At 67.8% G+C, this 22,084-nt stretch carries 21 protein-coding genes and 9 pseudogenes; 17 read left to right on the forward strand and 13 right to left on the reverse strand.

Going from position 1 to position 22,084, the window contains the following annotated elements:
* Positions 1-28: 28 nt before the first annotated feature.
* The 6 genes from BN4332_RS12710 to BN4332_RS12735 form a co-directional block, all read right to left on the reverse strand.
* Positions 29-649, reverse strand: coding sequence for a suppressor of fused domain protein (locus tag BN4332_RS12710; RefSeq protein ID WP_066898768.1), 621 nt, complete (start codon positions 647-649; stop codon positions 29-31).
* On the reverse strand, positions 646-1,905 hold the full coding sequence (gene ugpC, locus BN4332_RS12715) for a sn-glycerol-3-phosphate ABC transporter ATP-binding protein UgpC (RefSeq protein WP_066898769.1): 1,260 nt from the start codon (positions 1,903-1,905) through the stop codon (positions 646-648). Before ugpC ends, BN4332_RS12710 begins: the two co-directional genes overlap by 4 nt.
* A gap of 4 nt (positions 1,906-1,909) precedes the next feature.
* The gene (locus BN4332_RS12720; RefSeq protein WP_200820411.1) at positions 1,910-2,734 is read right to left on the reverse strand and encodes a carbohydrate ABC transporter permease; all 825 of its coding nucleotides are present in this window, start codon (positions 2,732-2,734) and stop codon (positions 1,910-1,912) included.
* Positions 2,735-2,774: 40 nt separating this feature from the next.
* Complete coding sequence (locus BN4332_RS12725; protein ID WP_276079578.1) at positions 2,775-3,683, reverse strand: carbohydrate ABC transporter permease; 909 nt, start codon at positions 3,681-3,683, stop codon at positions 2,775-2,777.
* 11 nt (positions 3,684-3,694) lie between these two features.
* On the reverse strand, positions 3,695-5,092 hold the full coding sequence (locus BN4332_RS12730) for an ABC transporter substrate-binding protein (protein ID WP_066898771.1): 1,398 nt from the start codon (positions 5,090-5,092) through the stop codon (positions 3,695-3,697).
* A 177-nt stretch (positions 5,093-5,269) separates the two neighbouring features.
* Positions 5,270-5,776: a YflT domain-containing protein gene (locus BN4332_RS12735; protein ID WP_066898772.1), complete on the reverse strand. Its 507-nt coding sequence runs from the start codon at positions 5,774-5,776 to the stop codon at positions 5,270-5,272.
* Between the two features lie 555 nt (positions 5,777-6,331).
* On the opposite strand from BN4332_RS12735, the pseudogene BN4332_RS12740 reads away from it, so the two are divergent.
* The 3 genes and pseudogenes from BN4332_RS12740 to BN4332_RS35470 all read left to right on the forward strand — a co-directional run.
* Positions 6,332-7,243 (forward strand): annotated as a pseudogene (locus tag BN4332_RS12740) (magnesium transporter MgtE N-terminal domain-containing protein); the annotation flags it as partial.
* Positions 7,240-7,785: a DUF1003 domain-containing protein gene (locus BN4332_RS12745; RefSeq protein ID WP_066898773.1), complete on the forward strand. Its 546-nt coding sequence runs from the start codon at positions 7,240-7,242 to the stop codon at positions 7,783-7,785. The pseudogene BN4332_RS12740 and the gene BN4332_RS12745, both read left to right, overlap by 4 nt.
* 286 nt (positions 7,786-8,071) lie before the next feature.
* A complete protein-coding gene (locus BN4332_RS35470; protein WP_435405194.1) occupies positions 8,072-8,338 on the forward strand; it encodes a DUF4190 domain-containing protein in 267 nt (88 codons plus the stop codon).
* Between the two features lie 46 nt (positions 8,339-8,384).
* Here BN4332_RS35470 and BN4332_RS12755 read toward each other — a convergent pair whose 3' ends face one another.
* The gene (locus BN4332_RS12755; protein ID WP_096867078.1) at positions 8,385-9,341 is read right to left on the reverse strand and encodes an HpcH/HpaI aldolase/citrate lyase family protein; all 957 of its coding nucleotides are present in this window, start codon (positions 9,339-9,341) and stop codon (positions 8,385-8,387) included.
* A gap of 25 nt (positions 9,342-9,366) precedes the next feature.
* Between BN4332_RS12755 and BN4332_RS12760 the strand changes: the two genes are divergently transcribed.
* The 4 genes and pseudogenes from BN4332_RS12760 (at position 9,367) to BN4332_RS34320 (ending at position 13,413) form a co-directional block, all read left to right on the forward strand.
* Positions 9,367-10,653, forward strand: a complete 1,287-nt coding sequence (locus BN4332_RS12760; protein ID WP_066898776.1) for a magnesium transporter MgtE N-terminal domain-containing protein — start codon at positions 9,367-9,369, stop codon at positions 10,651-10,653.
* Complete coding sequence (locus BN4332_RS12765) at positions 10,650-11,195, forward strand: DUF1003 domain-containing protein (RefSeq protein ID WP_066898773.1); 546 nt, start codon at positions 10,650-10,652, stop codon at positions 11,193-11,195. Before BN4332_RS12760 ends, BN4332_RS12765 begins: the two co-directional genes overlap by 4 nt.
* A gap of 451 nt (positions 11,196-11,646) precedes the next feature.
* A pseudogene (locus tag BN4332_RS35070) lies at positions 11,647-11,982 on the forward strand (lytic transglycosylase domain-containing protein); the annotation flags it as partial.
* A 288-nt stretch (positions 11,983-12,270) separates the two neighbouring features.
* Positions 12,271-13,413 carry an Mrp/NBP35 family ATP-binding protein gene (locus tag BN4332_RS34320; RefSeq protein ID WP_066898789.1) on the forward strand — a complete coding sequence of 381 codons (1,143 nt, stop codon included), beginning with the start codon at positions 12,271-12,273 and terminating at the stop codon, positions 13,411-13,413.
* On the opposite strand, the gene tatB (BN4332_RS12775) is transcribed toward BN4332_RS34320, so the two are convergent.
* The 4 genes and pseudogenes from tatB (BN4332_RS12775) to sigE all read right to left on the reverse strand — a co-directional run bounded on the left by tatB (BN4332_RS12775) (position 13,410) and on the right by sigE (position 15,626).
* Positions 13,410-13,778, reverse strand: a complete 369-nt coding sequence (tatB, locus tag BN4332_RS12775; protein ID WP_066898790.1) for a Sec-independent protein translocase protein TatB — start codon at positions 13,776-13,778, stop codon at positions 13,410-13,412. The genes BN4332_RS34320 and tatB (BN4332_RS12775) overlap by 4 nt on opposite strands.
* A gap of 27 nt (positions 13,779-13,805) precedes the next feature.
* Positions 13,806-14,297, reverse strand: a pseudogene (locus BN4332_RS12780) (serine protease); the annotation flags it as partial.
* Between the two features lie 72 nt (positions 14,298-14,369).
* Positions 14,370-14,768 carry an anti-sigma E factor RseA gene (gene rseA, locus BN4332_RS12785; RefSeq protein ID WP_066898777.1) on the reverse strand — a complete coding sequence of 133 codons (399 nt, stop codon included), beginning with the start codon at positions 14,766-14,768 and terminating at the stop codon, positions 14,370-14,372.
* 78 nt (positions 14,769-14,846) lie between these two features.
* Positions 14,847-15,626 carry an RNA polymerase sigma factor SigE gene (gene sigE, locus BN4332_RS12790; RefSeq protein WP_066898778.1) on the reverse strand — a complete coding sequence of 260 codons (780 nt, stop codon included), beginning with the start codon at positions 15,624-15,626 and terminating at the stop codon, positions 14,847-14,849.
* A gap of 166 nt (positions 15,627-15,792) precedes the next feature.
* Between sigE and BN4332_RS12795 the strand changes: the two are divergent.
* Positions 15,793-16,029 (forward strand): annotated as a pseudogene (locus BN4332_RS12795) (sodium:proton antiporter); the annotation flags it as partial.
* Here the strand turns inward: BN4332_RS12795 and tatB (BN4332_RS12800) are convergent.
* Together tatB (BN4332_RS12800) and BN4332_RS12805 are read right to left on the reverse strand one after the other, a co-directional pair.
* Positions 16,026-16,421, reverse strand: coding sequence for a Sec-independent protein translocase protein TatB (tatB, locus tag BN4332_RS12800; protein ID WP_066898780.1), 396 nt, complete (start codon positions 16,419-16,421; stop codon positions 16,026-16,028). The pseudogene BN4332_RS12795 and the gene tatB (BN4332_RS12800) overlap by 4 nt on opposite strands.
* A gap of 2 nt (positions 16,422-16,423) precedes the next feature.
* Positions 16,424-17,380, reverse strand: a pseudogene (locus BN4332_RS12805) (S1C family serine protease); the annotation flags it as partial.
* On the opposite strand from BN4332_RS12805, the pseudogene BN4332_RS12810 reads away from it, so the two are divergent.
* The 9 genes and pseudogenes from BN4332_RS12810 to BN4332_RS12850 form a co-directional block, all read left to right on the forward strand.
* Positions 17,376-17,642, forward strand: a pseudogene (locus BN4332_RS12810) (efflux permease Rv1217c-related protein); the annotation flags it as partial. The pseudogenes BN4332_RS12805 and BN4332_RS12810 sit on opposite strands and share 5 nt — an antisense overlap.
* A 20-nt stretch (positions 17,643-17,662) precedes the next feature.
* Complete coding sequence (locus BN4332_RS12815) at positions 17,663-18,337, forward strand: methyltransferase family protein (RefSeq protein WP_066898781.1); 675 nt, start codon at positions 17,663-17,665, stop codon at positions 18,335-18,337.
* A gap of 10 nt (positions 18,338-18,347) precedes the next feature.
* Entirely contained in the window at positions 18,348-19,022 is a 675-nt protein-coding gene (locus BN4332_RS12820) for a methyltransferase family protein (protein ID WP_066898782.1), read from the forward strand.
* Positions 19,023-19,086: 64 nt separating this feature from the next.
* A pseudogene (locus BN4332_RS12825) lies at positions 19,087-19,188 on the forward strand (DUF4126 family protein); the annotation flags it as partial.
* A pseudogene (locus BN4332_RS35475) lies at positions 19,164-19,391 on the forward strand (methyltransferase); the annotation flags it as partial. The pseudogenes BN4332_RS12825 and BN4332_RS35475, both read left to right, overlap by 25 nt.
* A gap of 111 nt (positions 19,392-19,502) precedes the next feature.
* Entirely contained in the window at positions 19,503-20,177 is a 675-nt protein-coding gene (locus tag BN4332_RS12835) for a TetR/AcrR family transcriptional regulator (RefSeq protein ID WP_066898784.1), read from the forward strand.
* Entirely contained in the window at positions 20,174-20,551 is a 378-nt protein-coding gene (locus BN4332_RS12840) for a hypothetical protein (RefSeq protein ID WP_066898785.1), read from the forward strand. Before BN4332_RS12835 ends, BN4332_RS12840 begins: the two co-directional genes overlap by 4 nt.
* Before the next feature lie 14 nt (positions 20,552-20,565).
* Positions 20,566-21,468 (forward strand): ABC transporter ATP-binding protein, encoded by a 903-nt coding sequence (locus BN4332_RS12845; RefSeq protein WP_066898786.1) that lies wholly within the window; start codon positions 20,566-20,568, stop codon positions 21,466-21,468.
* A pseudogene (locus BN4332_RS12850) lies at positions 21,465-22,084 on the forward strand (ABC transporter); the annotation flags it as partial. The gene BN4332_RS12845 and the pseudogene BN4332_RS12850, both read left to right, overlap by 4 nt.

A 22,084-nucleotide genomic window follows, 5' to 3' on the forward strand; every position in this document is an offset into this window, starting at 1 on the left:
CGCTCAGGTTGGATTGGCGGCTCGCCGCTCAGGTTGGATTGGCGGCTCGCCGCCGTGGATCCATCACGTCCACCCCGTCGGTCTGCCACGCCTCACGCATCGCGTCGGCACCCTTGAGCCGCACCCAGGCCGCCTCGGTGGCGGTGATCGGCGTGGCCGACAGCACGGTCACCGCGGACAGCGGCTCGGGCAGTTCCACCTCTCCGATATCGCTGGCGCCCAACAGAAATGCGCTGAACGGCGCGCCCTCGAACAACGGCGTCTCCAGGTCGATGAGCGCGTCGGCCTCCAGCACGAGCCCCTCCACCGCCGGGGCGGCGGCCAGCACGGCCAGTGAGCGGGCCAGCCCGCCAGGGGTCGGACCGCGCAGCGACAGCACCACCTCGGCGCGCGGGCCGTGGATCGGGTCGGACACCAGCTCGGTCGGATCGAACATCGGATGACGCGAACAGCCAAGCGTCACATAGTGATACAGATCCCGGCCGGCACGGTCGGAACCGCCGGCGCGTAGATCCGGCCCGAACCGCAGGACATCGATCCGCTCGGTGCCCAGGAACGTGACGCTGGCGCTGACCGGTTCGGCGGTGATGCCCGCCGCGTCGAAGTGCTCGCCCACGTGGGCGCGAACGGCAGCCAGGACGTCGATCACTCTGCCGTCGGTTCTCCGGCCGCCTCGGGCTCGGTCTCAGGCTGGGGCTCGGCCTCGGGTCCGGGTCCGGTCTCGGGCTCGGGCTCGGTGCGGGTCAGGTTCACCCCGGTGGCGGCGTCGAAGATCACCAGTTTGGACGTGTCGAACGCCAACTGGATCTGCTGGCCGCTGGCCGCGGCGGATTCCGCCGACACCCGCGCCACGAACTCGTTGACCCCACCCCCGGAATCGGCGGCCAGCTCGGCCAGCTGCGCGGCCTCGGCGCCCGCGCCTTCGATGGTGAAGTGCACGTACTTGTCGGCGCCGAGCGATTCGACGATGTCGGCGCGGACCGGGAAGCTCAGCGCCCGGATGCGGGCATAGCCGTCCAGCAGCGACGCATCCTCCAGATGCTCGGGGCGGATGCCGACGATGATGTTGTCGGGCTTGGGATGACGAGCCAGCAGATCGTGGACCTGCTGGGTCAGGGTGACGTCGCCGAACGGCAGCCGCACCCCGACGTCGGTGAAGGTGGCCGGGAAGAAGTTCATCGCCGGCGATCCGATGAAGCCGGCCACGAACAGGTTGGCCGGGTTGTTGTAGAGCTCGTCGGGCGTGCCGATCTGCTGGATCTCCCCGGCCAGCAACACCACCACCCGATCACCCAGCGTCATCGCCTCGGTCTGGTCGTGGGTGACGTAGACCGTGGTGGTGCCCAGCCGGCTCTGCAGCCGGGCGATCTCGGCGCGCATCTGCACGCGCAGCTTGGCGTCCAGGTTGCTCAGCGGCTCGTCCATCAGGAATGCCTTGGGGCGCCGCACTATTGCCCGGCCCATCGCCACCCGCTGACGCTGGCCACCGGACAGCTGTGAAGGCTTGCGGTCGAGCAGATCGGTCAGGTCCAGGATCTTGGCCGTCTCGGCAACCTTGGCCTCGATCTCGTCCTTCTTGACCTTGGCCAGGGTGAGCGGGAAGGCGATGTTCTGCCGCACCGTCATGTGCGGATACAGCGCGTACGACTGGAACACCATCGCGATGTCCCGATCCTTGGGCGCCTTCTCGTTGACCCGCTCGCCACCGATGCGCAGCTCGCCCGACGAGATGTCCTCAAGCCCGGCAATCATGTTCAGCGTCGTGGACTTACCACAGCCCGAAGGCCCGACCAGGATGATGAACTCGCCGTCGGCGATGGTCATCGAGAATTCCTTGACGGCAGGCGCACCGCCGGCACTGTTGGGGTAACTCTTGGTGACCCGGTCCAACACGATTTCGGCCATCCAATTACCCCTTTACCGCACCGGATGTCAGGCCAGCGACGATGCGCCGCTGGAAGATCAGAACAAAGATGATGATCGGGATGGTGATGACCATCGCGCCGGCCGCGATCGAGCCCGTCGGTTCCTCGAACTGCGAGCTGCCGGTGAAGTTCGCGATCGCCACCGGCGCGGTGATCGCCCGCTGCGTCGCGGTCAGCGACAGTGCCAGCAGCAGGTCGTTCCACGCGAAGATGAACACCAGGATGGCGGCGGTGACGATGCCCGGCGCCGCCAACGGAGCGATCACCTTGCGGAAGGCCTGCGCCGGTGTGGCGCCGTCCATCTTGGCGGCCTTCTCCAGATCCCACGGGATCTCCCGGAAGAACGCCGAGAGCGTGTAGATCGCCAGCGGCAACGCGAACGTGATGTACGGAATGATCAAACCCGGCCAGGTGTCGAACAGCCCGATGCTGCGCCACAGGTTGAAGATCGGTGTCACCAGCGAGATCTGCGGGAACATCGCGATCAACAGGGCCACGCCCACCAACAGCTTCTTGCCGGGGAAGTCCAGCCGCGCCACCGCGTAGGCGGCCATCCCGCCGATCACCACGGCGATCACCGTGGTGATCAGCCCGATGCCGATCGAGTTCAGCAGCGCCGACGAGAAGATGTTCCCGGTGAAGATGCCCTTGTAGTTGTCGAACGTGATCTCCGCCGGAATCAGCTTGCCGTCCTTGACACTCGACGTCGGCTTCAACGACAGCGACAGGATCCACAACACCGGTATCAACGCGTACAGCACCACCAGGATGTTGACGATGGTCCACCCGGTCGCGCGCCGCGCACTCACCCGCTCGCTCATCGGTGCCCTCTGCTCTTCGCGCAAGCGCTCATCGGTGCCCCTCCACGTCCGCGCCCGGCGCCGACGCACCGAAGATCTTGATGAAGACGAACGCGATGACAGCGACCGACAGGAAGATCAAAACGCTGATGGCCGAACCCAATCCGAGATTGAAGGCCTTGAACAAGTTGTCGTAGCCCAGGATCGACACCGACCCGGTGCTGTTGGCTCCCCCGGTCAGCACGTAGATGTTGTCGAAGATCCGGAACGCGTCGAGGGTGCGGAACAGCAGCGCCACCAGGATGGCCGGTTTGATCAGCGGCAGAATCACTTTGACGAGCCGTTTCCAGGCCCCGGCCCCGTCGATCTGGGCCGCGTTGAGCAGATCCTGCGGCACCAGCGCCAGGCCGGCCAGCAGCAGCAGCGCCATGAACGGCGTGGTCTTCCACACCTCGGCGAGCACGATGATGGCCAGCGACGGCAGCTGTTCGGTCAGCGGGGCACTGCCGTCGGGCAACAGATTGGCCAGATAACCGGTGCCGGGCGTCCAGGCGTAGTACCAGCTGTAGGAGGCCGCCACGGTGACGATGCCGTACGGGATCAAGACCGCGGTGCGGACCACGCCCTTACCGAAGATGGTGCGGTGCATGACCAGAGCCAGCGCCATGCCGAGGACGAACTCCAGCGACACCGAGACGACGGTGATCGCCAGCGTCACCACGAACGCCGTCCACCAGTACCGGTCGGTCAGGATCGTCTGGTAATTGGCGAATCCCACGAACGCCGTGTCATCGGGTGCGGCGAGGTTGTAGCGCTGCAGGCTCAACCACACCGCGTAGCCGATCGGATAGGCGGTCACCGCGACCATCAGGAGCACCGCGGGGGCGATCAGCGCGTAGGCCAGCTTGCGGTCGGCAGTGCTGTTGTCGGTACCCCGGTTGGCCGGCTCCTTGCGCAAGCGCTCGTCGATCACGGAATCAGCCCCTTGCCGTCGATGGCCTTCTGCACCTGTTCGGTCAGCTCATCGGCGGTCTTCTCCGGATCGATGGCAGAGATGGGCGCCAGCGTCGCAGACATCCTGGTCGACACCGCCTGGTACACCGGCGTGGCCGGGCGGACGGCGGCGTTGGTCAGCTGCTCGCGGATGATCGCGTACTGCGGGTACTTGGCCTGGAACGCCGGGTCGTCGTAGAGCGACGCGCGTACCGCGGGCAAGCCGCCCTCGACCGAGGTGTAGCGCTGGTTCTCGACATTGCGCAGGCAGCGGATGGCCTCGAAGGCCTCCGCCTTGTGCTGACTGGTCTTGGCGACCGCGAGGTTCAGCCCGCCGAGCGTGACCCTGGCTGGTTCCCCTTCTCGCACGCCCGGGTAGTTGGCGAATCCGAACACGTTCTTGCTGGCCTCGTAGGCCGCCTCGAACTGCTCGTCGGTCGGCGAGAAGGTGCCCAGATCGTTGATGGCCCCGGCCAGATCGGCACGTTCGTCCAGCGGCAGGAAGCTCACGCCGCCCTTGACGGCGTTTTCCAGCAGCGAGGGCAGTACGTACGGCCAGTTGACCTCGAGGGCGGCCTTGCCCTGCTCGAGAGCCAGCCGGGCGGTGGTCTCGTCGGTCTGGGTCACCGAAGGGTCGGCTCCCGGAGCGGTGGCAACGGATTTGATGATCTGCAGCGCCTTGACCGTGGCTGCCCGATGCTCCGGGGTGTCGGTCAGGGTGACCGTCTTGCCGTCGTCGGAGAGCACCTGGCCGCCCGCACTGGCCAGCAGCGTGTTGAACCAGACCACCAGTCCCTCGTACTGCTTCGCCTGCACCGCAATCCAACTGGGCTCGCCGGCGGCGTGCAGGCGGTTGGCCTCGGCGACCATGCCGTCCCAGGTGGCCGGCGGCTCATTCATCAAGTCGGCTCGGTACCACAGCAATTGGGTGTTGGTGGTGATCGGCGATGCGTACAGCTTGTCTTGCCAGCGGGCCGTCTCCAAGGGCCCGGGCAGCGTGTTCTCCTGGGCATCGGCCTCGGCCCGGCCTGCCGGATCCTCCGACAGCGGCACGGCCCAGCCCGCCTCGGCGAACTCTGCGGTCCACACCACGTCGAGCGCCATGATGTCGAGCGTCTTGTCATTGCCCGTCAGCCTGCGGGCCAGCTGCAACCGTTGGTCGTCAGCGCCTTTCGGCAAACTGATCTGCTTGACGGTGAACCGGTCGCCGAATTCGGCGTTGCAACGGTTGGCGACCGCAGTGAAGGTCGCCATCTCGTTGGCCGGGGTGTAGTAGTTGATGACGATTCCGTCGTCGGCCTCACCACAGGCCGACACCACCGAGGCGATCGTCAACGCGGCCACTGCCGCAGCACATAGCCGCCGAGCGCGCACCGCTCTGCCTCCCGTCCCGCAACCGATAGCACCGCCGGGCGGCTCCGATTGCACGGGAACCTCCCGCGCGCAAACCGTAGAGCTATGCCCGCATATCCGCAACAGTTTGGGCGTGCCGCGTCACAATCGTGACCTGCGGCCCTTTGCTGCGGAGTTTGCCGAATTCGAGGCGTGGGGTCAGATCGTCAACCGCGCCAGCAGATCCCGGCCCTGCTCGGCATTCTGCGGATCACACAGGACGTCGTAGCGGCCCGCGACCAGCTGCATGGTCGAACTGAAATCTCTTGTGCCGCGAGCCATCGCGTACGGGATGGCCGAGGTGATCAGACCGAAGAACACGCCCGCGATCAGACCGGTGAGCAGCGCGCTCCACGGATTGGGGCTGAAGAAGCCGAGGATCAGGCCGATGAACAGGCCGAGCCAGGCCCCGGACAACACGCCGCCGCCCAGCACCTTGGGCCAGCTCAGCCGCCCGGTCACCCGCTCGACCTGCATGAGGTCCACCCCGACGATCGTCACCTGCTGCACCGGGAACTGTTGGTCGGACAGGTAGTCGACGGCGCGCTGGGCCTCCGCGTACGTCGGGTAGGAACCGATCGGCCAGCCTTTGGGCGGGGTCGGCAGCGCGCCGCGGACTGCCGGCGCGGCGCCCGGCGTCTGACCGGGTTGAAATGGGCTCGTCATCGAACTTCACTCTCCTCCGCGCCGCCTTGCCGGCGGCGGCTCTGGTGACAGCAACGGCGCCTTGGATGTCGCTGTCCGTGCGCTAGGTTGATCAGCATGACAAATGCGGACGGCAACGCGGACCAAACGCCGCCATCCGGTCCTGGCTCGCAACCGTGGGAACCGTCGTCCGGCGGCTACGAAGCCCCTTCCATCGAGCATTCCCAGGATCGGCCGCAAACCGGGCCGGCGCAACCGTCATACGAGTACGGACCACCGAATTACGGCGTCAACCCGGCCTATCCGCCAGCGCTCGACTATCCCGCGGATGTCCCACCAGGCTATCCGCCCCAGGCTTTCCCGCCCCCGTTCCCGCCCGGCTATCCCGCCGCGCCCATGGGCTACGGCCCGCCCGGGTACCCGGGCGGCTACGGCATGCCGGCGCCCGCTCCGACGAACTCGCTGGCGATCGGGTCGCTCGTCACCTCGATTCTCTCGCTGCCGTTGACGGCTATGTGCGCGATCGGGCTGATCGCCGCGTTCGTCGGCATCGGTCTCGGCGTCACCGCAGTCAACCAGGTCAAGNCCCGCGACTGGATGGTGACCCGCGTTGCGGTGCGGCCACAGCGGCGCCTGGGCCGGCGCACCAACATCCACGTCGTCGAATGGCAGAACGTGCACGGACTTACCCCGTCGGGCCTGGCGATGCCGGATCAGGGGGTGGCCTCACTGCTCGAGCAGTTCGAGGGCCAGCGTCCGATCGAAGTCGCCGAGGCGTTGCGCGAGCTCCCGGTCAAACGGCGCTACGAGTTGTACCGGGCGTTCGACGACGAACGTCTCGCCGACGTGTTGCAGGAGCTGCCCGAAGATGAGCAGGCCGCGGCGCTGCGCCAGCTGAAGACCGAACGCGCCGCCGACGTGCTGGAAGCGATGGACCCCGACGACGCCGCCGACGTGCTGGGCTCCATGACCCCGGCCGACGCCGAGGCGCTGCTGTCGGAGATGGATCCCGAGGACTCCGAAGACGTCCGGCGCCTGCTGGCCCACTCGCCCGACACCGCGGGCGGCCTGATGACCAGCGAGCCGGTGGTGCTCATGCCGGACACGACCGTGGCGGAGGCACTGGCACGGATCCGCGACCCGGACCTCACCCCCGCGCTGGCCTCGATGGCCTTCGTCACCCGCCCGCCCAGCGCCACCCCGACCGGGCACTACCTCGGCTGCGTGCACCTGCAGCGGCTGCTGCGCGAGCCGCCGGCGGCCCTGGTCAGCGGCATCGTGGATGTCGACCTGCCCAGTCTGAGCCCGGCCGATTCCCTGGCCGCGGTGACGCGCTACTTCGCCGCGTACAACCTGGTGTGCGGGCCGGTGGTCGACGAACAGAGCCACCTGTTGGGCGCGGTCTCGGTCGACGACGTGCTCGACCACATGCTGCCCGACGACTGGCGAGAACGTGACGAGCCGGAGCTGCCGGTGGCGGGCTCATGAGCGAACTGTCTGCGCGTCAGCGGCTGGACACCCCGCGCGCGACCCGTGGCTTCGGGCTGCACGTCGACGTGGAGGCCGTCGGCCGGTTCAGCGAATCGATCGCGCGGTTCCTCGGCACCGGGCGCTACCTGGCCATTCAGACGATCGTGGTGATCGTCTGGATCGCGCTGAACCTGTTCGCGATCGGCCTGCAGTGGGATCCGTACCCGTTCATCCTGCTCAACCTGGCCTTCTCCACCCAGGCCGCCTATGCCGCCCCGTTGATCCTGCTGGCCCAGAACCGTCAGGAGAACCGGGACCGGGTGGCGCTCGAAGAGGACCGGCGCCGGGCCGAGCAGACCAAGGCCGACACCGAGTACCTGGCCCGTGAGCTGGCTTCGCTGCGACTCGCGATCGGCGACGTCGTCACCCGTGACTACCTGCGTCGCGAGCTGGACGAACTGCGGGATCTGATCACCGAGCTGAACGCGCCGCCCGACGGCGACCGGCCCACGTCAGGCAAAGCCGACGGGGCCCAGCGCCGGTCGAAACGCAGTGGTTGATCACGCAGTCGGCCATTGCCGCAACAACAGAAAGCCGGACTATGTATGGTGACTTGGTTCACAACATGGTCAAACCGGATCTAAGGACGGGTAAGTGCGCGTAGGGGGAGGAGCGGCTNACGGACCCCGGAATGCCGGCGTCAACCCGGCCTATCCGCCAGCGCTCAACTATCCCGCGGATGTCCCCCCAGGCTATCCGCCCCAGGCTTCCCCGCCCCCGTTCCCGCCCGGCTATCCCGCCGCGCCCATGGGCTACGGCCCGCCCGGGTACCCGGGCGGCTACGGCATGCCGGCGCCCGCTCCGACGAACTCGCTGGCGATCGGGTCGCTCGTCACCTCGATTCTCTCGCTGCCGTTGACGGCTATGTGCGCGATCGGGCTGATCGCCGCGTTCGTCGGCATCGGTCTCGGCGTCACCGCAGTCAACCAGGTCAAGCAGACCGGACAGGAGGGTCGCGGCCTGGCGATCGCCGGCATCGCCGTCGGCGGCCTCGGGGTGCTGCTCAACGGCGGCTGGCTGGTGTTCTTCCTGATCGCGCTCGCCAACGCCTGACCCGTCGCGCCGCGACGGGTTGCGTTGCGGCGCAGGGTAATCAGAGCTAGTTCGGCGGCCGGAACGGCTCCGCCTGCCGGCTCATCCCGGCGGCACGGCCCTTGCCCGCGATCACCAGGGCCATCTTGCGGCTGGCCTCGTCGATCATCTCGTCGCCGAGCATCACCGCTCCCCTGGCGCCACCGGCCTGCGAGGTATGCCATTCGTAGGCGTCCAGGATCAGCTCGGCATGGTCGTAATCGGCCTGGCGCGGGCTGAAGATCTCGTTGCCCGCCTCGATCTGGTCCGGATGCAGCACCCACTTGCCGTCGTAGCCCAGAGCCGCCGAGCGGCCGGCCACCCGGCGGAACCCTTCGACGTCCCGCACCTTCACGTACGGCCCGTCGATGGCGTTGATGCCCCGGTTGCGCGCGGCGATCAGGATGCGCATCAGCACGTGGTGATGGGCATCGCCGATGTCATAGCCGTCGGGCTGACCGCCGACTTCCAGGGTCCGCATGTTGAGGCTGGCCGCCATGTCGCCGGGCCCCAGCACCAGCGCCTGCACCCGGGGCCCGGCCGCGATCGCATCGACATTGGTCAGCCCCTGCGCGTTCTCGATCTGCGCCTCGATCCCGATTCGGCCCGGCTCCAGGCCGTGGGTGGCCTCCAGTTGATTGAGCAGCATGTCGAGGGCGTGGATGTGGGCCGCCTCGGTCACCTTGGGCAGCACGATCAGGTCGAGCACCGCACCGGCGGTGGACACCACCTCGATCACGTCGGCGTAGGTCCACGGCGTGGTCCAGTCGTTGACCCGCACCCCGCGCAGCTGTCCGGCCCATCCGTCGTCGGCCAGAGCCGCCGCCACCTGTGTGCGGGCGGACTCCTTGGCCTCGGGAGCGACAGCATCCTCCAGGTCGAGAAACACCTCGTCGGCGGGCAGGCTCTTGGCCTTCTCGATCATCTTCAGGCTGCTTCCCGGAACCGAGAGGCACGTTCTACGGGGTCGATACGTGTTCTCCACGCCCACAGTCTCTACCCTTTGACACATGGCGGCGGTGAACAGGGTCTACGCGGCCCGGCTGGCGGGGATGGTGGTTCTGGGCCCCGACGGGGAGTCCATCGGCCGTGTCCGCGACGTGGTGATCAGCATCAGCATCGTCCGCCAGCAGCCCCGCGTGCTGGGCCTGGTGGTCGAATTGCTCACCCGGCGAAGAATTTTCGTTCCGATCCTGCGGGTGACGGCGATCGAGCCCGGTTCGGTGACGCTGGCCACCGGCAGCGTGTCGCTGCGCCGGTTCGCCCAACGCCCCGGTGAGGTGCTGGTGCTCGGGCAGGTGCTGGAGACCCGGGTGCGCGTCGACGATCCCGATCTGCCCGAACTGGCCGGAATCGACGTGGTGGTAGTCGATCTGGGCATCGAACAGACCCGCACCCGCGACTGGATGGTGACCCGCGTTGCGGTGCGGCCACAGCGGCGCCTGGGCCGGCGCACCAACATCCACGTCGTCGAATGGCAGAACGTGCACGGACTTACCCCGTCGGGCCTGGCGATGCCGGATCAGGGGGTGGCCTCACTGCTCGAGCAGTTCGAGGGCCAGCGTCCGATCGAAGTCGCCGAGGCGTTGCGCGAGCTCCCGGTCAAACGGCGCTACGAGTTGTACCGGGCGTTCGACGACGAACGTCTCGCCGACGTGTTGCAGGAGCTGCCCGAAGATGAGCAGGCCGCGGCGCTGCGCCAGCTGAAGACCGAACGCGCCGCCGACGTGCTGGAAGCGATGGACCCCGACGACGCCGCCGACGTGCTGGGCTCCATGACCCCGGCCGACGCCGAGGCGCTGCTGTCGGAGATGGATCCCGAGGACTCCGAAGACGTCCGGCGCCTGCTGGCCCACTCGCCCGACACCGCGGGCGGCCTGATGACCAGCGAGCCGGTGGTGCTCATGCCGGACACGACCGTGGCGGAGGCACTGGCACGGATCCGCGACCCGGACCTCACCCCCGCGCTGGCCTCGATGGCCTTCGTCACCCGCCCGCCCAGCGCCACCCCGACCGGGCACTACCTCGGCTGCGTGCACCTGCAGCGGCTGCTGCGCGAGCCGCCGGCGGCCCTGGTCAGCGGCATCGTGGATGTCGACCTGCCCAGTCTGAGCCCGGCCGATTCCCTGGCCGCGGTGACGCGCTACTTCGCCGCGTACAACCTGGTGTGCGGGCCGGTGGTCGACGAACAGAGCCACCTGTTGGGCGCGGTCTCGGTCGACGACGTGCTCGACCACATGCTGCCCGACGACTGGCGAGAACGTGACGAGCCGGAGCTGCCGGTGGCGGGCTCATGAGCGAACTGTCTGCGCGTCAGCGGCTGGACACCCCGCGCGCGACCCGTGGCTTCGGGCTGCACGTCGACGTGGAGGCCGTCGGCCGGTTCAGCGAATCGATCGCGCGGTTCCTCGGCACCGGGCGCTACCTGGCCATTCAGACGATCGTGGTGATCGTCTGGATCGCGCTGAACCTGTTCGCGATCGGCCTGCAGTGGGATCCGTACCCGTTCATCCTGCTCAACCTGGCCTTCTCCACCCAGGCCGCCTATGCCGCCCCGTTGATCCTGCTGGCCCAGAACCGTCAGGAGAACCGGGACCGGGTGGCGCTCGAAGAGGACCGGCGCCGGGCCGAGCAGACCAAGGCCGACACCGAGTACCTGGCCCGTGAGCTGGCTTCGCTGCGACTCGCGATCGGCGACGTCGTCACCCGTGACTACCTGCGTCGCGAGCTGGACGAACTGCGGGATCTGATCACCGAGCTGAACGCGCCGCCCGACGGCGACCGGCCCACGTCAGGCAAAGCCGACGGGGCCCAGCGCCGGTCGAAACGCAGTGGTTGATCACGCAGTCGGCCATTGCCGCAACAACAGAAAGCCGGACTATGTATGGTGACTTGGTTCACAACATGGTCAAACCGGATCTAAGGACGGGTAAGTGCGCGTAGGGGGAGGAGCGGCTCTCGAATCCGCTCGGCGCCGGATGAGCCAGGTCATGCGCTCGCCCGCACTCGGCGTCGCCGTCCTGGCCCCGATCGTGCTGGTCGCCGGAGCCGGCTCGGCCGCTCCCCGCACCGACGTGTCCAACACCGCGGTGACGCCGCTGGCCGCCGTCGAACCGCGGGTCGACCGCTCGGGCCCCGCAGTCGTCGCCGCGGCCAAGCCACCGACCGACTTCCGGATCGCCTCGATCGCCGCGATATCGGCTCCCCCGCCCGCGTCCATCGTCAATACCCCTGGCGCCCTTGGTATTCCAGGAACCTCGCTCAAGGCGTACCGCAACGCCGAACGCATGATGGCCGCGGCCTACCCCGGCTGTGGGGTCAGCTGGAACCTGCTGGCCGGCATCGGACGGATCGAGTCCGGGCACGCCAACGGCGGCGCCACCGATGCCCGTGGCACCGCGGTGCGCCCGATCTACGGCCCCGCGCTCGACGGCACACTGCCCGGCAACGAGATCATCGTCCAGAGCGCCCAGGCCGGGCGGATCACCTACGCCCGGGCGATGGGCCCGATGCAGTTCCTGCCCGGCACCTGGGCCCGGTACGCCTCCGACGGCGACGGCGACGGCAAGGCCGATGTGCAGAACGTGTTCGACTCGGCGCTGGCCGCGGCCCGCTACCTGTGCAGCGGCGGGCTCAACCTGCGCGAGCAGTCCCAGGTGATGACGGCCATCCTGCGGTACAACAACTCGGTGGCCTACGCCCGCAACGTGCTCGGCTGGGCCGCGGCCTACGCCACCGGCGTGGTGCCCGTCGACCTGCCCGAGATCACCGGATCCATTCCGCCGATCGGCGATTCGCACCTGGACAACCCGGAGGGTCTCGGTNTCTGGGCCCGGCTCCGGGTCCCGCCCCCGGTCCGGCCTGACGCTGGCCTGAATCCAGAGGCGTGCACTGTCGCCGTAGACTCGGCGGTGATGTCCGAATCTGCCACTGAGCTGCAATCCGCGGTTCGCGCCGCGCTCGCCAAGGTGATCGACCCCGAACTTCGGCGGCCCATCACCGAACTCGGCATGGTCAAGAACATCTCGATCGAGGCCGACCACGCCGTGCACGTCGAGATCTACCTGACCACCGCGGCCTGCCCGAAGAAGAACGAGATCGCCGACCTGGTGAAGGCGGCCGCCACCGATGTGCCCGGCACCGGCGCGGTCAAGGTGAGCCTCGACGTGATGAACGACGAGCAGCGCGCCGAGTTGCGCAAGCTGCTGCGTGGCGATTCCCGCGAACCGGTGATCCCGTTCGCCCAGCCCAATTCCCTGACCCGGGTCTACGCCGTGGCCTCCGGCAAGGGTGGCGTCGGCAAGTCCAGCGTGACGGTCAACCTGGCCGCCGCGATGGCCGCCCGCGGGCTGACCGTCGGGCTCTTGGACGCCGATATCTACGGCCATTCGGTGCCGCGGATGATGGGCGTGACCGACCGGCCCACCCAGGTCGACTCGATGATCCTGCCGCCGATCGCCCATGACGTGAAGGTCATCTCGATCGCCATGTTCACCCAGGGCAACACCCCGGTGGTGTGGCGCGGGCCGATGCTGCACCGGGCGCTGCAGCAGTTCCTCGCCGACGTGTACTGGGGCGATCTGGACGTACTGCTCCTGGACCTGCCGCCGGGCACCGGCGACATCGCGATCTCGGTGGCCCAGCTGATCCCGGGGGCCGAGATCCTCGTGGTGACCACTCCTCAGCTGGCCGCGGCCGAAGTCGCCGAGCGGGCCGGCGCGATCGCCCTGCAGACCCGCCAGCGCATCGCCGGCGTGGTCGAGAACATGTCGGGCCTGTTGATGCCCGACGGCACCGTCATGCAGCTGTTCGGCGAGGGCGGCGGCCGCCAGGTGGCCGACTCGCTGACCCGCTCGGTGGGCGCCGAGGTGCCGCTGCTGGGTCAGGTGCCGCTGGACCCGGATCTGGTGGCGGCCGGCGACTCCGGTGTTCCGCTGGTGTTGTCGGCACCCGACTCGCCGGCCGGCGCCGAGTTGCGCAAGATCGCCGAGGGCCTGTCAGCCCGCAAGCGTGGTTTGGCCGGGATGTCGCTGGGCCTGGACACCACGCGCCGCTAGGTGGCGTCCGGGTCGAACGTCGGCCCGGACGGCTTGTCCACCGGTTTGGGGGTCGGATCGACGGCGGGCTTCTCCGTCGACGGCGTCGACTTGCGGTCGTCGAACGCACCGGTCAGAAACGAGTCGTCACCGTCGAGCAGATGTTTGGTGAGCGCCGCGCGCGGCGTCATGCCGCGCAGCTTCTGCAGCTCGGCCAGGGGTTCGCGCAGATCGTCGAACTCCGGGCCGAGATCCTGGCGCAGCTGACTGGTGGCACCGGTGACGTAGTCACGTGCCTGGCGCAAGGCCCCGGACGTCCAGCGGATCGCACCGGGCAGGCGTTCGGGCCCCAGGATCACCAGACCGGCGATCACCAGGACCAGCATCTCCCCCCACCCGATGTTGGCGAANCCCCAACCGCCGATGAAGGCCACGAAACCGGCGACCAGGAACAGGATCAGCAGCGACAGCCACGACACCCGGCCGCCGAACAGCACCTCGCGGGCGCCCAGCTTGCCGACCGGCGCCGGCTGGATCACCCGAGGGGCAGGCGCCTGCGCGGGCGTGCCCAGCGCAGGGATGGCACCCGGATCGCGCCAGGGATCGTCGAAGTCGTCGTCATCGACGAGCTTCTCGGCCTCCAGCGCGCCGGCATCGGTGGGGTGGCGCTGCAGCGAGTCGGCTGCGCCCCCGGGACGGCCGAAGGCCTCGGCCAGCACGGGGTCGGGCGCTTGGTCCTTGGGCGCGTACTCGCCTTGGTCCCGGTACTTCTCCGCACCGAGGAACGAGCCCTCGACGCCGTCGGGGCGGCCGAACGTGCGCTGCGACAGCTGGTCGACGGGTGGCCGCTCGACAGGGCGCGGCTCGAGGCGGCCGCTCTCGTCGGACTGGTCCTGATTGGTCACCGGTTCATCACTCTCTATCGGAGCGCCTGCCCCAGCCGTGGGCCGACGCCGGTCACTGATCGTTGGTCCAGCCTACCGGCGCTTACGCCGACTCCGCGTCGGGTCATCAGCAAACTGAGGCTGTTCACCGAGGTCAGCCGGGGGCTGCGGGCTGTGGTGCGGAATCTGCGACAACAGACCCAAGAGGGAGTTCGGGATGGCGATCGGACATGAGTCCCGCAATGCGGCGCGGGCCTGGCTCTGAGCGTCGACCTCGGCAGCGCAATCCGGGCACAGCGACAGATGGTGCGCGGCACGCAGATGGGCACTCATCCGCAGTTCGCCGTCGACGAATGCGGCGATGGCCTCGGTCGACAGGTGCTCGGTCGAACGGAACTGGCGAGGCGCACCGACCGGTGCATCGCTCTGCGACGCGAACTGCGCAGGCAACCAGGAAAATGCCCGACGGAACACGTGTCCCGGGTCGACCATCACCCAGCTCCTCTCGCCACGACCAAAAGCCCTGACCCGAATGTAGCGCGACCGGGCGCGCTGAACATCAACCACCGGTCAGGCAGATTTGGCGGTTTCGGGCGAATTCTTCGCCAGGTACTCGCGCAACGCCTGGCGACCGCGGTGAATGCGGCTGCGGACGGTACCCAGCTTCACGCCGAGGGTGGCGCCGATCTCCTCGTAGGACAGGCCCTCGATGTCACACAGGACCACTGCGGCGCGGAACTCGGGGGCCAGTGCGTCCAGGGCGGCCTGGAGATCGGCACCCAACCGGGAGTCGTGATAGATCTGCTCGGGGTTCGGGTCGTCGGCGGGCACGCGGTCGTAATCCTCGGGCAGCGCCTCCATGCGGATGCGGCCGCGCCGGCGCACCATGTCCAGGAACAGGTTGGTGGTGATGCGGTGCAGCCAGCCCTCGAAGGTTCCGGGCTGGTAGTTCTGCACCGAGCGGAACACCCGGATGAAGGTCTCCTGAGTGAGGTCCTCGGCGTCGTGCTGGTTACCCGAGAGGCGGTAGGCCAGCCGGTACACCCGGTCGGCGTGCTGACGCACCAGCTCGTCCCAAGACGGCATGGTGGCCTGGTCGCCGGTGGCGTCGAACACCGCGGTGCCGGTCAGTTCTTCGGACGGTTCCACCCATTCACCCGAGGTGAATTGCTCCAGGTGTGCCATGGACACCGGGGCCGCCTGGGCGGCGGGATTCGCAGCGACAGCGTTTGCGCTCGTGGGATCCTCCTGATCACAGATTTTGCTCACCTCAACACGGCTGATGACGTCGTTATTCCGGTCGTTGTCCTCGATGTGCTGGGCGGTGCGCCAGCGGGCGCCGTGTTCCATGCGAGATACCGTTCCTGATCCCGGTGTGGCGGAGATATGAGCAATCTGAACTTTCCCTGAGAATGCCGACGATACGTCGGGTTACCTGCGCGAACCAGCGAATTTTCGGTGGTGATAACCGCCACCTGTTGGCGTGTCGCGACGGCGCCCTGTGGGTCTGGCCTANGGCGGCCGCCAGGTGGCCGACTCGCTGACCCGCTCGGTGGGCGCCGAGGTGCCGCTGCTGGGTCAGGTGCCGCTGGACCCGGATCTGGTGGCGGCCGGCGACTCCGGTGTTCCGCTGGTGTTGTCGGCACCCGACTCGCCGGCCGGCGCCGAGTTGCGCAAGATCGCCGAGGGCCTGTCAGCCCGCAAGCGTGGTTTGGCCGGGATGTCGCTGGGCCTGGACACCACGCGCCGCTAGGTGGCGTCCGGGTCGAACGTCGGCCCGGACGGCTTGTCCACCGGTTTGGGGGTCGGATCGACGGCGGGCTTCTCCGTCGACGGCGTCGACTTGCGGTCGTCGAACGCACCGGTCAGAAACGAGTCGTCACCGTCGAGCAGATGTTTGGTGAGCGCCGCGCGCGGCGTCATGCCGCGCAGCTTCTGCAGCTCGGCCAGGGGTTCGCGCAGATCGTCGAACTCCGGGCCGAGATCCTGGCGCAGCTGACTGGTGGCACCGGTGACGTAGTCACGTGCCTGGCGCAAGGCCCCGGACGTCCAGCGGATCGCACCGGGCAGGCGTTCGGGCCCCAGGATCACCAGACCGGCGATCACCAGGACCAGCATCTCCCCCCACCCGATGTTGGCGAACACGACTACTGCGCTTTTTGATCGTCGCCGATCGGCGTCACCATGAAGGTCATGGGCCGACCGTCGCGGAGCACCTCGATCGGGGCTTCCTGCCCGATCTTGAGCTGACGCACCGCGACCACCATTTCATCGGCGTCGGCGACCTTGCGGTCCCCGACCTTCACCACGACGTCGTTCTCGAGGATGCCGGCCTTCTCCGCCGGACCACCGACGTTGACGTTGCGGACCTGCGCACCCGAGGCGACGCTGTTGCTCACCGTGACGGCGCTCAGCAGCAGCGTGGGATGCGCGACCTTGCCGTCCTTGATCAGCGTCTCGACGACCTGCTTGACCTCGTTGACCGGAATCGCGAAGCCCAGCCCACTGGCGCTGTCGGACAACGACTTTCCGGCCGTGTTGATGCCGATCACCTCGGCGGACATGTTGATCAGCGGACCGCCCGAGTTGCCGTGGTTGATCGAGGCGTCGGTCTGCACACCGTCGATCACGGTGTCGGTGTCGGAACCCTCGCCCGACAGCGGCACCGGCCGGTGCAGCGCGCTGATGATGCCGTGGGTGACGGTGCTGCGCAGGCCGAGCGGGGCGCCGGCGGCGATGACTTCCTCACCGACCCGCAGCTTCTCGGAGTCGCCGAGCCGGGCCACCGTGAGGTTGTCGACGTTGTCGACCTTGAGCACCGCCAGGTCGGTCTTGGGATCACGGCCGACGAGGTTGGCCGGTACTTCCTTGCCGTCGTTGAACACCACGGTGATCTGATAGTCGGCGGGCTTGCCCGCGGCGTCGGAGATCACGTGATTGTTGGTGACGACGTAGCCCTTGCCGTCGACCACGACACCGGACCCCTGGGAGCCCTCGGTCTTGCTCTTGGCCTCGATGGTCACCACCGAGTCCTCGACCGCCGAGGCGACCGTGGCGAAGCGGCCCGCGTCCGGCGATTCGAGTTCGCCGGTCTCCAGNGCACTGGCCGTGGTGGCCGCGATCGCCGCGCTCGCCGTGGCCCTGCGCGCACCGTGGATCGCCTGGCTCGCAGTGACGTTCGTGATCACCGCGCTCTATCTGGGAGCGCTACTGCGGCTGCCGCGCTGGCTGATCGACCTGTCACCGGTAGGCCAGACCACCGTGCCAAGTGACTTCCCAGCACTGGCCCTGATGGTGATGCTCGTCGCCGCAGCGGTTCTGGCGGCGATCGCGGGCTGGATCTATCGCAACCGCGACGCGGTGTGAGTCCGAACAGGAGGAGACAGATGAAGCTGGCACTTCAGACGATCGCATCCGGTGTACTCGGCCTGGCCTTCTTCGCCGTCGCGCTGTTCTGGCCGGCGGGCACGTTGGACTATTGGCAGGCTTGGGTTTTCATCGCGGTGTTCATGGCCACCACCCTGGTCCCGAGCATCTACCTCGCGGTCAGAGATCCCGCCGCCCTGGAACGGCGTCTGCGGGGTGGCCCCACCGCGGAAACCAGGGTGGTACAGAAGATCGTCATCTGGGCGGTCACCGTGTCGGCCTTCGCGGCGTTCGTCATCAGCGCCCTCGACCACCGGTTCGGCTGGTCGAGCGTGCCCGTCGCCGTGGTCGTCCTCGGCAACGTGGTGGTGGCGGTCGGGCTGATCCTCGCGCAGGCGGTGGTCTTCCAGAACAGCTTCGCCGGCGCCAGCATCCGCGTGGAGGATGACCAACCGCTCGTGTCCACGGGTCTCTACGGTCTGGTCCGCCACCCGATGTACTTCGGTGCGGTGCTGATGATGTTCGGCACTCCCCTGGCCCTGGGTTCCTACTGGGGCTTGTTGGTGTCCATCGCCTCGATACCGATCTTCGGTGTGCGGATCGCCGACGAGGAGAAGATGCTGCGTGCCGAACTCGACGGCTACGACGAGTATGCCCAGAAGGTCCGCTACCGCCTGTTGCCGTACCTGTGGTGAGGCCGGCGCGATGAAGATCGGTCTCCAAGCGGCCGCATCCGGCGTCGTCGGGTTCGTGGTCTTCGCGATCCTGGTGTTCGGGCCGGCCGGCACGTTCGACTACTGGCAGGGCTGGACGTTCATCGCCGTGTTCGCCGTCGTCACGATGCTGCCGAGCATCTATCTGGCGGTCAACGATCCGGCCGCGCTGCGGCGGCGCATGCAGGCCGGACCGACCGCCGAGACCCGCCCGGTGCAGAAAGTCGCGAGCGCCACGGCCTTCCTGTTGCTCGCGGTCATGATCGTGGCCGGCGCGCTGGACTACCGGATGGGCTGGTCCACCGTGCCCGCGGCGGTCTCGGTGCTCGGAGATGCCTTGGTGGCGACCGGACTCGGTATCGCGATGCTCGTGGTCATCCAGAACAGCTATGCGGCCGCGAACGTCAAGGTGGAGGCCGGTCAGACAGTGGTGTCCACCGGCCTGTACGGGCTGGTCCGGCATCCGATGTACTTCGGCAACGTGATCATGATGCTCGGCATCCCGATCGCCCTCGGCTCGTGGTGGGCACTGGTGTTCGTCCTGCCCGGCATCGCGATGCTGGTGATACGCATCCGCGACGAAGAACTGATGCTCGTCCAGGAACTCGTCGGCTACGACGCGTACACCCGGAAGGTCCGCTACCGGTTGTTGCCCTTCGTCTGGTGAAGTGGGCGGCACGGATAACGGCGATGCACCTGGCCCTGAGAGCAATTCGCCGCATACTGCAGTAATGGAACTGCTGACCGGCTTCGGCCTGGCCACCGCGGCGGGGCTGAACGCCTACATTCCGTTGCTGGCCCTGGGCCTGCTGTCCCGGTTCACCGCCCTGGTGTCGTTGCCGCCTGGGTGGGCCTGGTTGGAGAACGGCTGGGTGATGGCGATCGTGNGCTGGGCGGCCGGGCCGGTGACGCCGCGGCCAACGATGCCGAGGTCAGCGCGGTCCGCGAGGCAGCAAGGCTGATCGCCGAGGATGAGCGCCTGACCCCGGTGCTGATCCCGCTCGGCGACGGCCTGCTGGCCGCCGCACGCGACTGACGCTCTGCCTTTCTCCGGCCTCACCCCGATTCGGGGTGAGGCCGATTTTTTACGGATTCCTGACGGGCCACCCCTTGACTGTGCGCTGAACGCGCGTTTAGCGTACTAAACATGCGTTCAGCCGACGATCGAACTGCGATGGCGAGGATCCGCGACGCCGCCATCGAGCAATACGGGCAGCACGGATTCACCGTCGGACTGCGGACCATCGCCGAGGCCGCGGGCGTCAGCGCCGCGCTGGTGATCCACCACTTCGGCTCCAAGGAGGGACTGCGCAAGGCGTGCGACGCCTACGTCGCCGAAGTGGTGCGCGAGGCCAAGACCGAGTCGATGCAGAGCACCGACCCCGCGACCTGGATGGCGCAGATGGCCGAGATCGAGTCCTATGCGCCGTTGATGGCCTACCTGGTCCGCAGCATGCAGTCCGGCAGCGATCTGGCGAAGACGTTCTGGCGCACCATGGTCGACAACGCCAGGGAGTACCTCGAAGAAGGCGTCCGTTCAGGCGTGCTCAAACCCAGCCGCGACCCCGATGCCCGAGCCAAATTCATGGCGATCTCCGGTGGCGGGTCGTTCCTGCTCTACCTGCAGATGCATGACGATCCGACCGACCTGCGCCGCGTGTTGCGCGAATACGGCGAGGACATGATGCTGCCGGCCCTGGAGATCTACTCCCAGGGTCTGATGACCGACTCGACCATGTACGACGCCTTCCTGCACCAACGCGAACAAGGGATCCCGTTCAGCTCGCCGGCCGCGGGCACCGACAGAAAGGAACCGGCATGACCGCGCAGACCTTCTTCGCACTGTTCTGGGGCTGGCTCACGCTCATCGTCGTCGCCATGTTCTTCGCTCGCCCGCAGGCACTGCACGACGTCAAGCACCTCATCGTGGAGAACCGGGCCTTCGGACTCACCTACGGCTTCATGTCACTGTTCCTCGGATTGGCATCGGTTCTGCTGCACAACGTCTGGGAGCTCAACTGGCATGTGCTCATCACGATCTTCGGCTGGCTGGCCCTGATCAAGGGCGTGATCGTCATTGCCTGGCCCGAAGTTTCGAAGAACACCAAATACGAGACCCGAATCAAGACCACCCGGATCGCACTCATCATCGTCGGCGCCCTGGCAGTCTGGCTGCTCGGCGCCACCTACGCCTGACCAGTGAGGACCCCATGGCCAATCGATCAGCTTCCGTCGAAATCCGAGGACTGTCAAAGTCTTTCGGTCGAACCAAGGCGCTCGACGGGCTCAACCTGACGGTATCCCCCGGCGGGGTCACCGGATTCCTCGGCCCCAACGGCGCGGGCAAGTCCACCGCGATCCGGGTGCTGCTCGGCTTGTTGCGCGCCGACGGCGGCAGCGTCCGGCTACTGGGCGGCGATCCGTGGCACGACGCCGTGGCCCTGCACCGCCGGATCGCCTACGTGCCCGGCGATGTCACACTGTGGCCGAATCTGACCGGCATGCAGGCCATCGACTTCCTGTGCCGGCTACGCGGCAACGGCGTGGACACCCGGAGACGCGACGACCTCATTGACCTGTTCGAGCTCGATCCGCACAAGAAGGCCCGCACCTACTCCAAGGGCAACCGGCAGAAGGTCGCCATCGTCGCCGCGTTCAGCTGCCACTCCGAGCTCTACATCCTCGACGAGCCGACCTCCGGCCTGGACCCGTTGATGGAAAAGGCTTTTCAACAATGCGTGGCCGAGGTGGCCGGCCGCGGCGCCGCGGTGCTGCTGTCCAGCCATATCCTGGCCGAGGTCGAGAAACTCTGCGACAGCGTGACGATCATCCGGTCCGGCCGCACGGTACGTTCCGGCACCCTGGCCGAGTTGCGGCATCTGATGCGCACCAAGGTCATCGCCCGCACCCGCGCCGACGGCCGGGCCCTGCGAAACACCCCGTATGTCCACGATTTCACCGCCGGCGACGGCGTGGTGAACTTCTCGGTGGACCGCGCCGATCTGGAGTTCGCTCTCGAGCACCTCACCGATCTGGGCATCGAGGATCTCACCGTCGCGCCGGCCTCCCTGGAGGACATGTTCCTGCGCGAGTATCAAGGGGTGGGCCGGTGACCACGGCCACGGTCCCGGTCCGGCACAGCGGCCCGGCTCGCGCCGGCACGTCACCGTTCACCGGCACCGCGACGCTGCTGAGGTTGGCGTTGCGCCGCGACCGGGTGCGGTTGAGCGTATGGCTTGCCGTGTTGACCCTGATGATGATCTACGCGCCCAATGCGATTCGGCTGGCCTATCCCGGAGAGGAGCAGCGGCTGTCGCGGGTGAACCTGCTCAAGACGCCGGCCGGGATGATGCTCGGCGGCCCGATGTTCGGCGGCAACGAAACCGATCTCGGCGTGATGATGGCCAACGAGCTGACCCTCACGCTGACCATCGCGACCTCGATCCTGGCGATACTCACGGTGATTCGTCACACCCGCGCCGAGGAGGAGAACGGCAGTGCCGAACTGGTGTTGTCGTCGGTGGTGGGCCGCTACGCCCGCACCGCGGCGGCCCTGATTCTGGTCGGCGGGCTCAACGCGGTCCTGGCGCTCGCCATGACACTGGCCATGGCCTCCACCGGATTCGGGGTGATCGACACCGCAGGCATGTGTCTGGGCATCACCGGTGTGGCGATGGTGTTCGGAGCCGTCGCCGCCGTGACCGCCCAGCTGTGGCGGCAGGCCCGCAC

The organism is Mycolicibacterium houstonense, from assembly GCF_900078665.2.
Taxonomy (GTDB): Bacteria; Actinomycetota; Actinomycetes; order Mycobacteriales; family Mycobacteriaceae; genus Mycobacterium; species Mycobacterium houstonense.

What these genes read in the sequence shown, in the direction of transcription:
- ugpC (WP_066898769.1), bottom strand. Translation starts at nt 1,905, where the DNA reads ATGGCCGAAATCGTGTTGGACCGGGTCACCAAGAGTTACCCCAACAGT.
- BN4332_RS12735 (WP_066898772.1), bottom strand. Translation starts at nt 5,776, where the DNA reads ATGACGAGCCCATTTCAACCCGGTCAGACGCCGGGCGCCGCGCCGGCA.
- BN4332_RS12745 (WP_066898773.1), top strand. Translation starts at nt 7,240, where the DNA reads ATGAGCGAACTGTCTGCGCGTCAGCGGCTGGACACCCCGCGCGCGACC.
- BN4332_RS35470 (WP_435405194.1), top strand. Translation starts at nt 8,072, where the DNA reads ATGCCGGCGCCCGCTCCGACGAACTCGCTGGCGATCGGGTCGCTCGTC.
- BN4332_RS12760 (WP_066898776.1), top strand. Translation starts at nt 9,367, where the DNA reads ATGGCGGCGGTGAACAGGGTCTACGCGGCCCGGCTGGCGGGGATGGTG.
- BN4332_RS12765 (WP_066898773.1), top strand. Translation starts at nt 10,650, where the DNA reads ATGAGCGAACTGTCTGCGCGTCAGCGGCTGGACACCCCGCGCGCGACC.
- BN4332_RS34320 (WP_066898789.1), top strand. Translation starts at nt 12,271, where the DNA reads ATGTCCGAATCTGCCACTGAGCTGCAATCCGCGGTTCGCGCCGCGCTC.
- tatB (WP_066898790.1), bottom strand. Translation starts at nt 13,778, where the DNA reads ATGCTGGTCCTGGTGATCGCCGGTCTGGTGATCCTGGGGCCCGAACGC.
- rseA (WP_066898777.1), bottom strand. Translation starts at nt 14,768, where the DNA reads ATGGTCGACCCGGGACACGTGTTCCGTCGGGCATTTTCCTGGTTGCCT.
- sigE (WP_066898778.1), bottom strand. Translation starts at nt 15,626, where the DNA reads ATGGAACACGGCGCCCGCTGGCGCACCGCCCAGCACATCGAGGACAAC.
- BN4332_RS12815 (WP_066898781.1), top strand. Translation starts at nt 17,663, where the DNA reads ATGAAGCTGGCACTTCAGACGATCGCATCCGGTGTACTCGGCCTGGCC.
- BN4332_RS12820 (WP_066898782.1), top strand. Translation starts at nt 18,348, where the DNA reads ATGAAGATCGGTCTCCAAGCGGCCGCATCCGGCGTCGTCGGGTTCGTG.
- BN4332_RS12835 (WP_066898784.1), top strand. Translation starts at nt 19,503, where the DNA reads ATGCGTTCAGCCGACGATCGAACTGCGATGGCGAGGATCCGCGACGCC.
- BN4332_RS12840 (WP_066898785.1), top strand. Translation starts at nt 20,174, where the DNA reads ATGACCGCGCAGACCTTCTTCGCACTGTTCTGGGGCTGGCTCACGCTC.
- BN4332_RS12845 (WP_066898786.1), top strand. Translation starts at nt 20,566, where the DNA reads ATGGCCAATCGATCAGCTTCCGTCGAAATCCGAGGACTGTCAAAGTCT.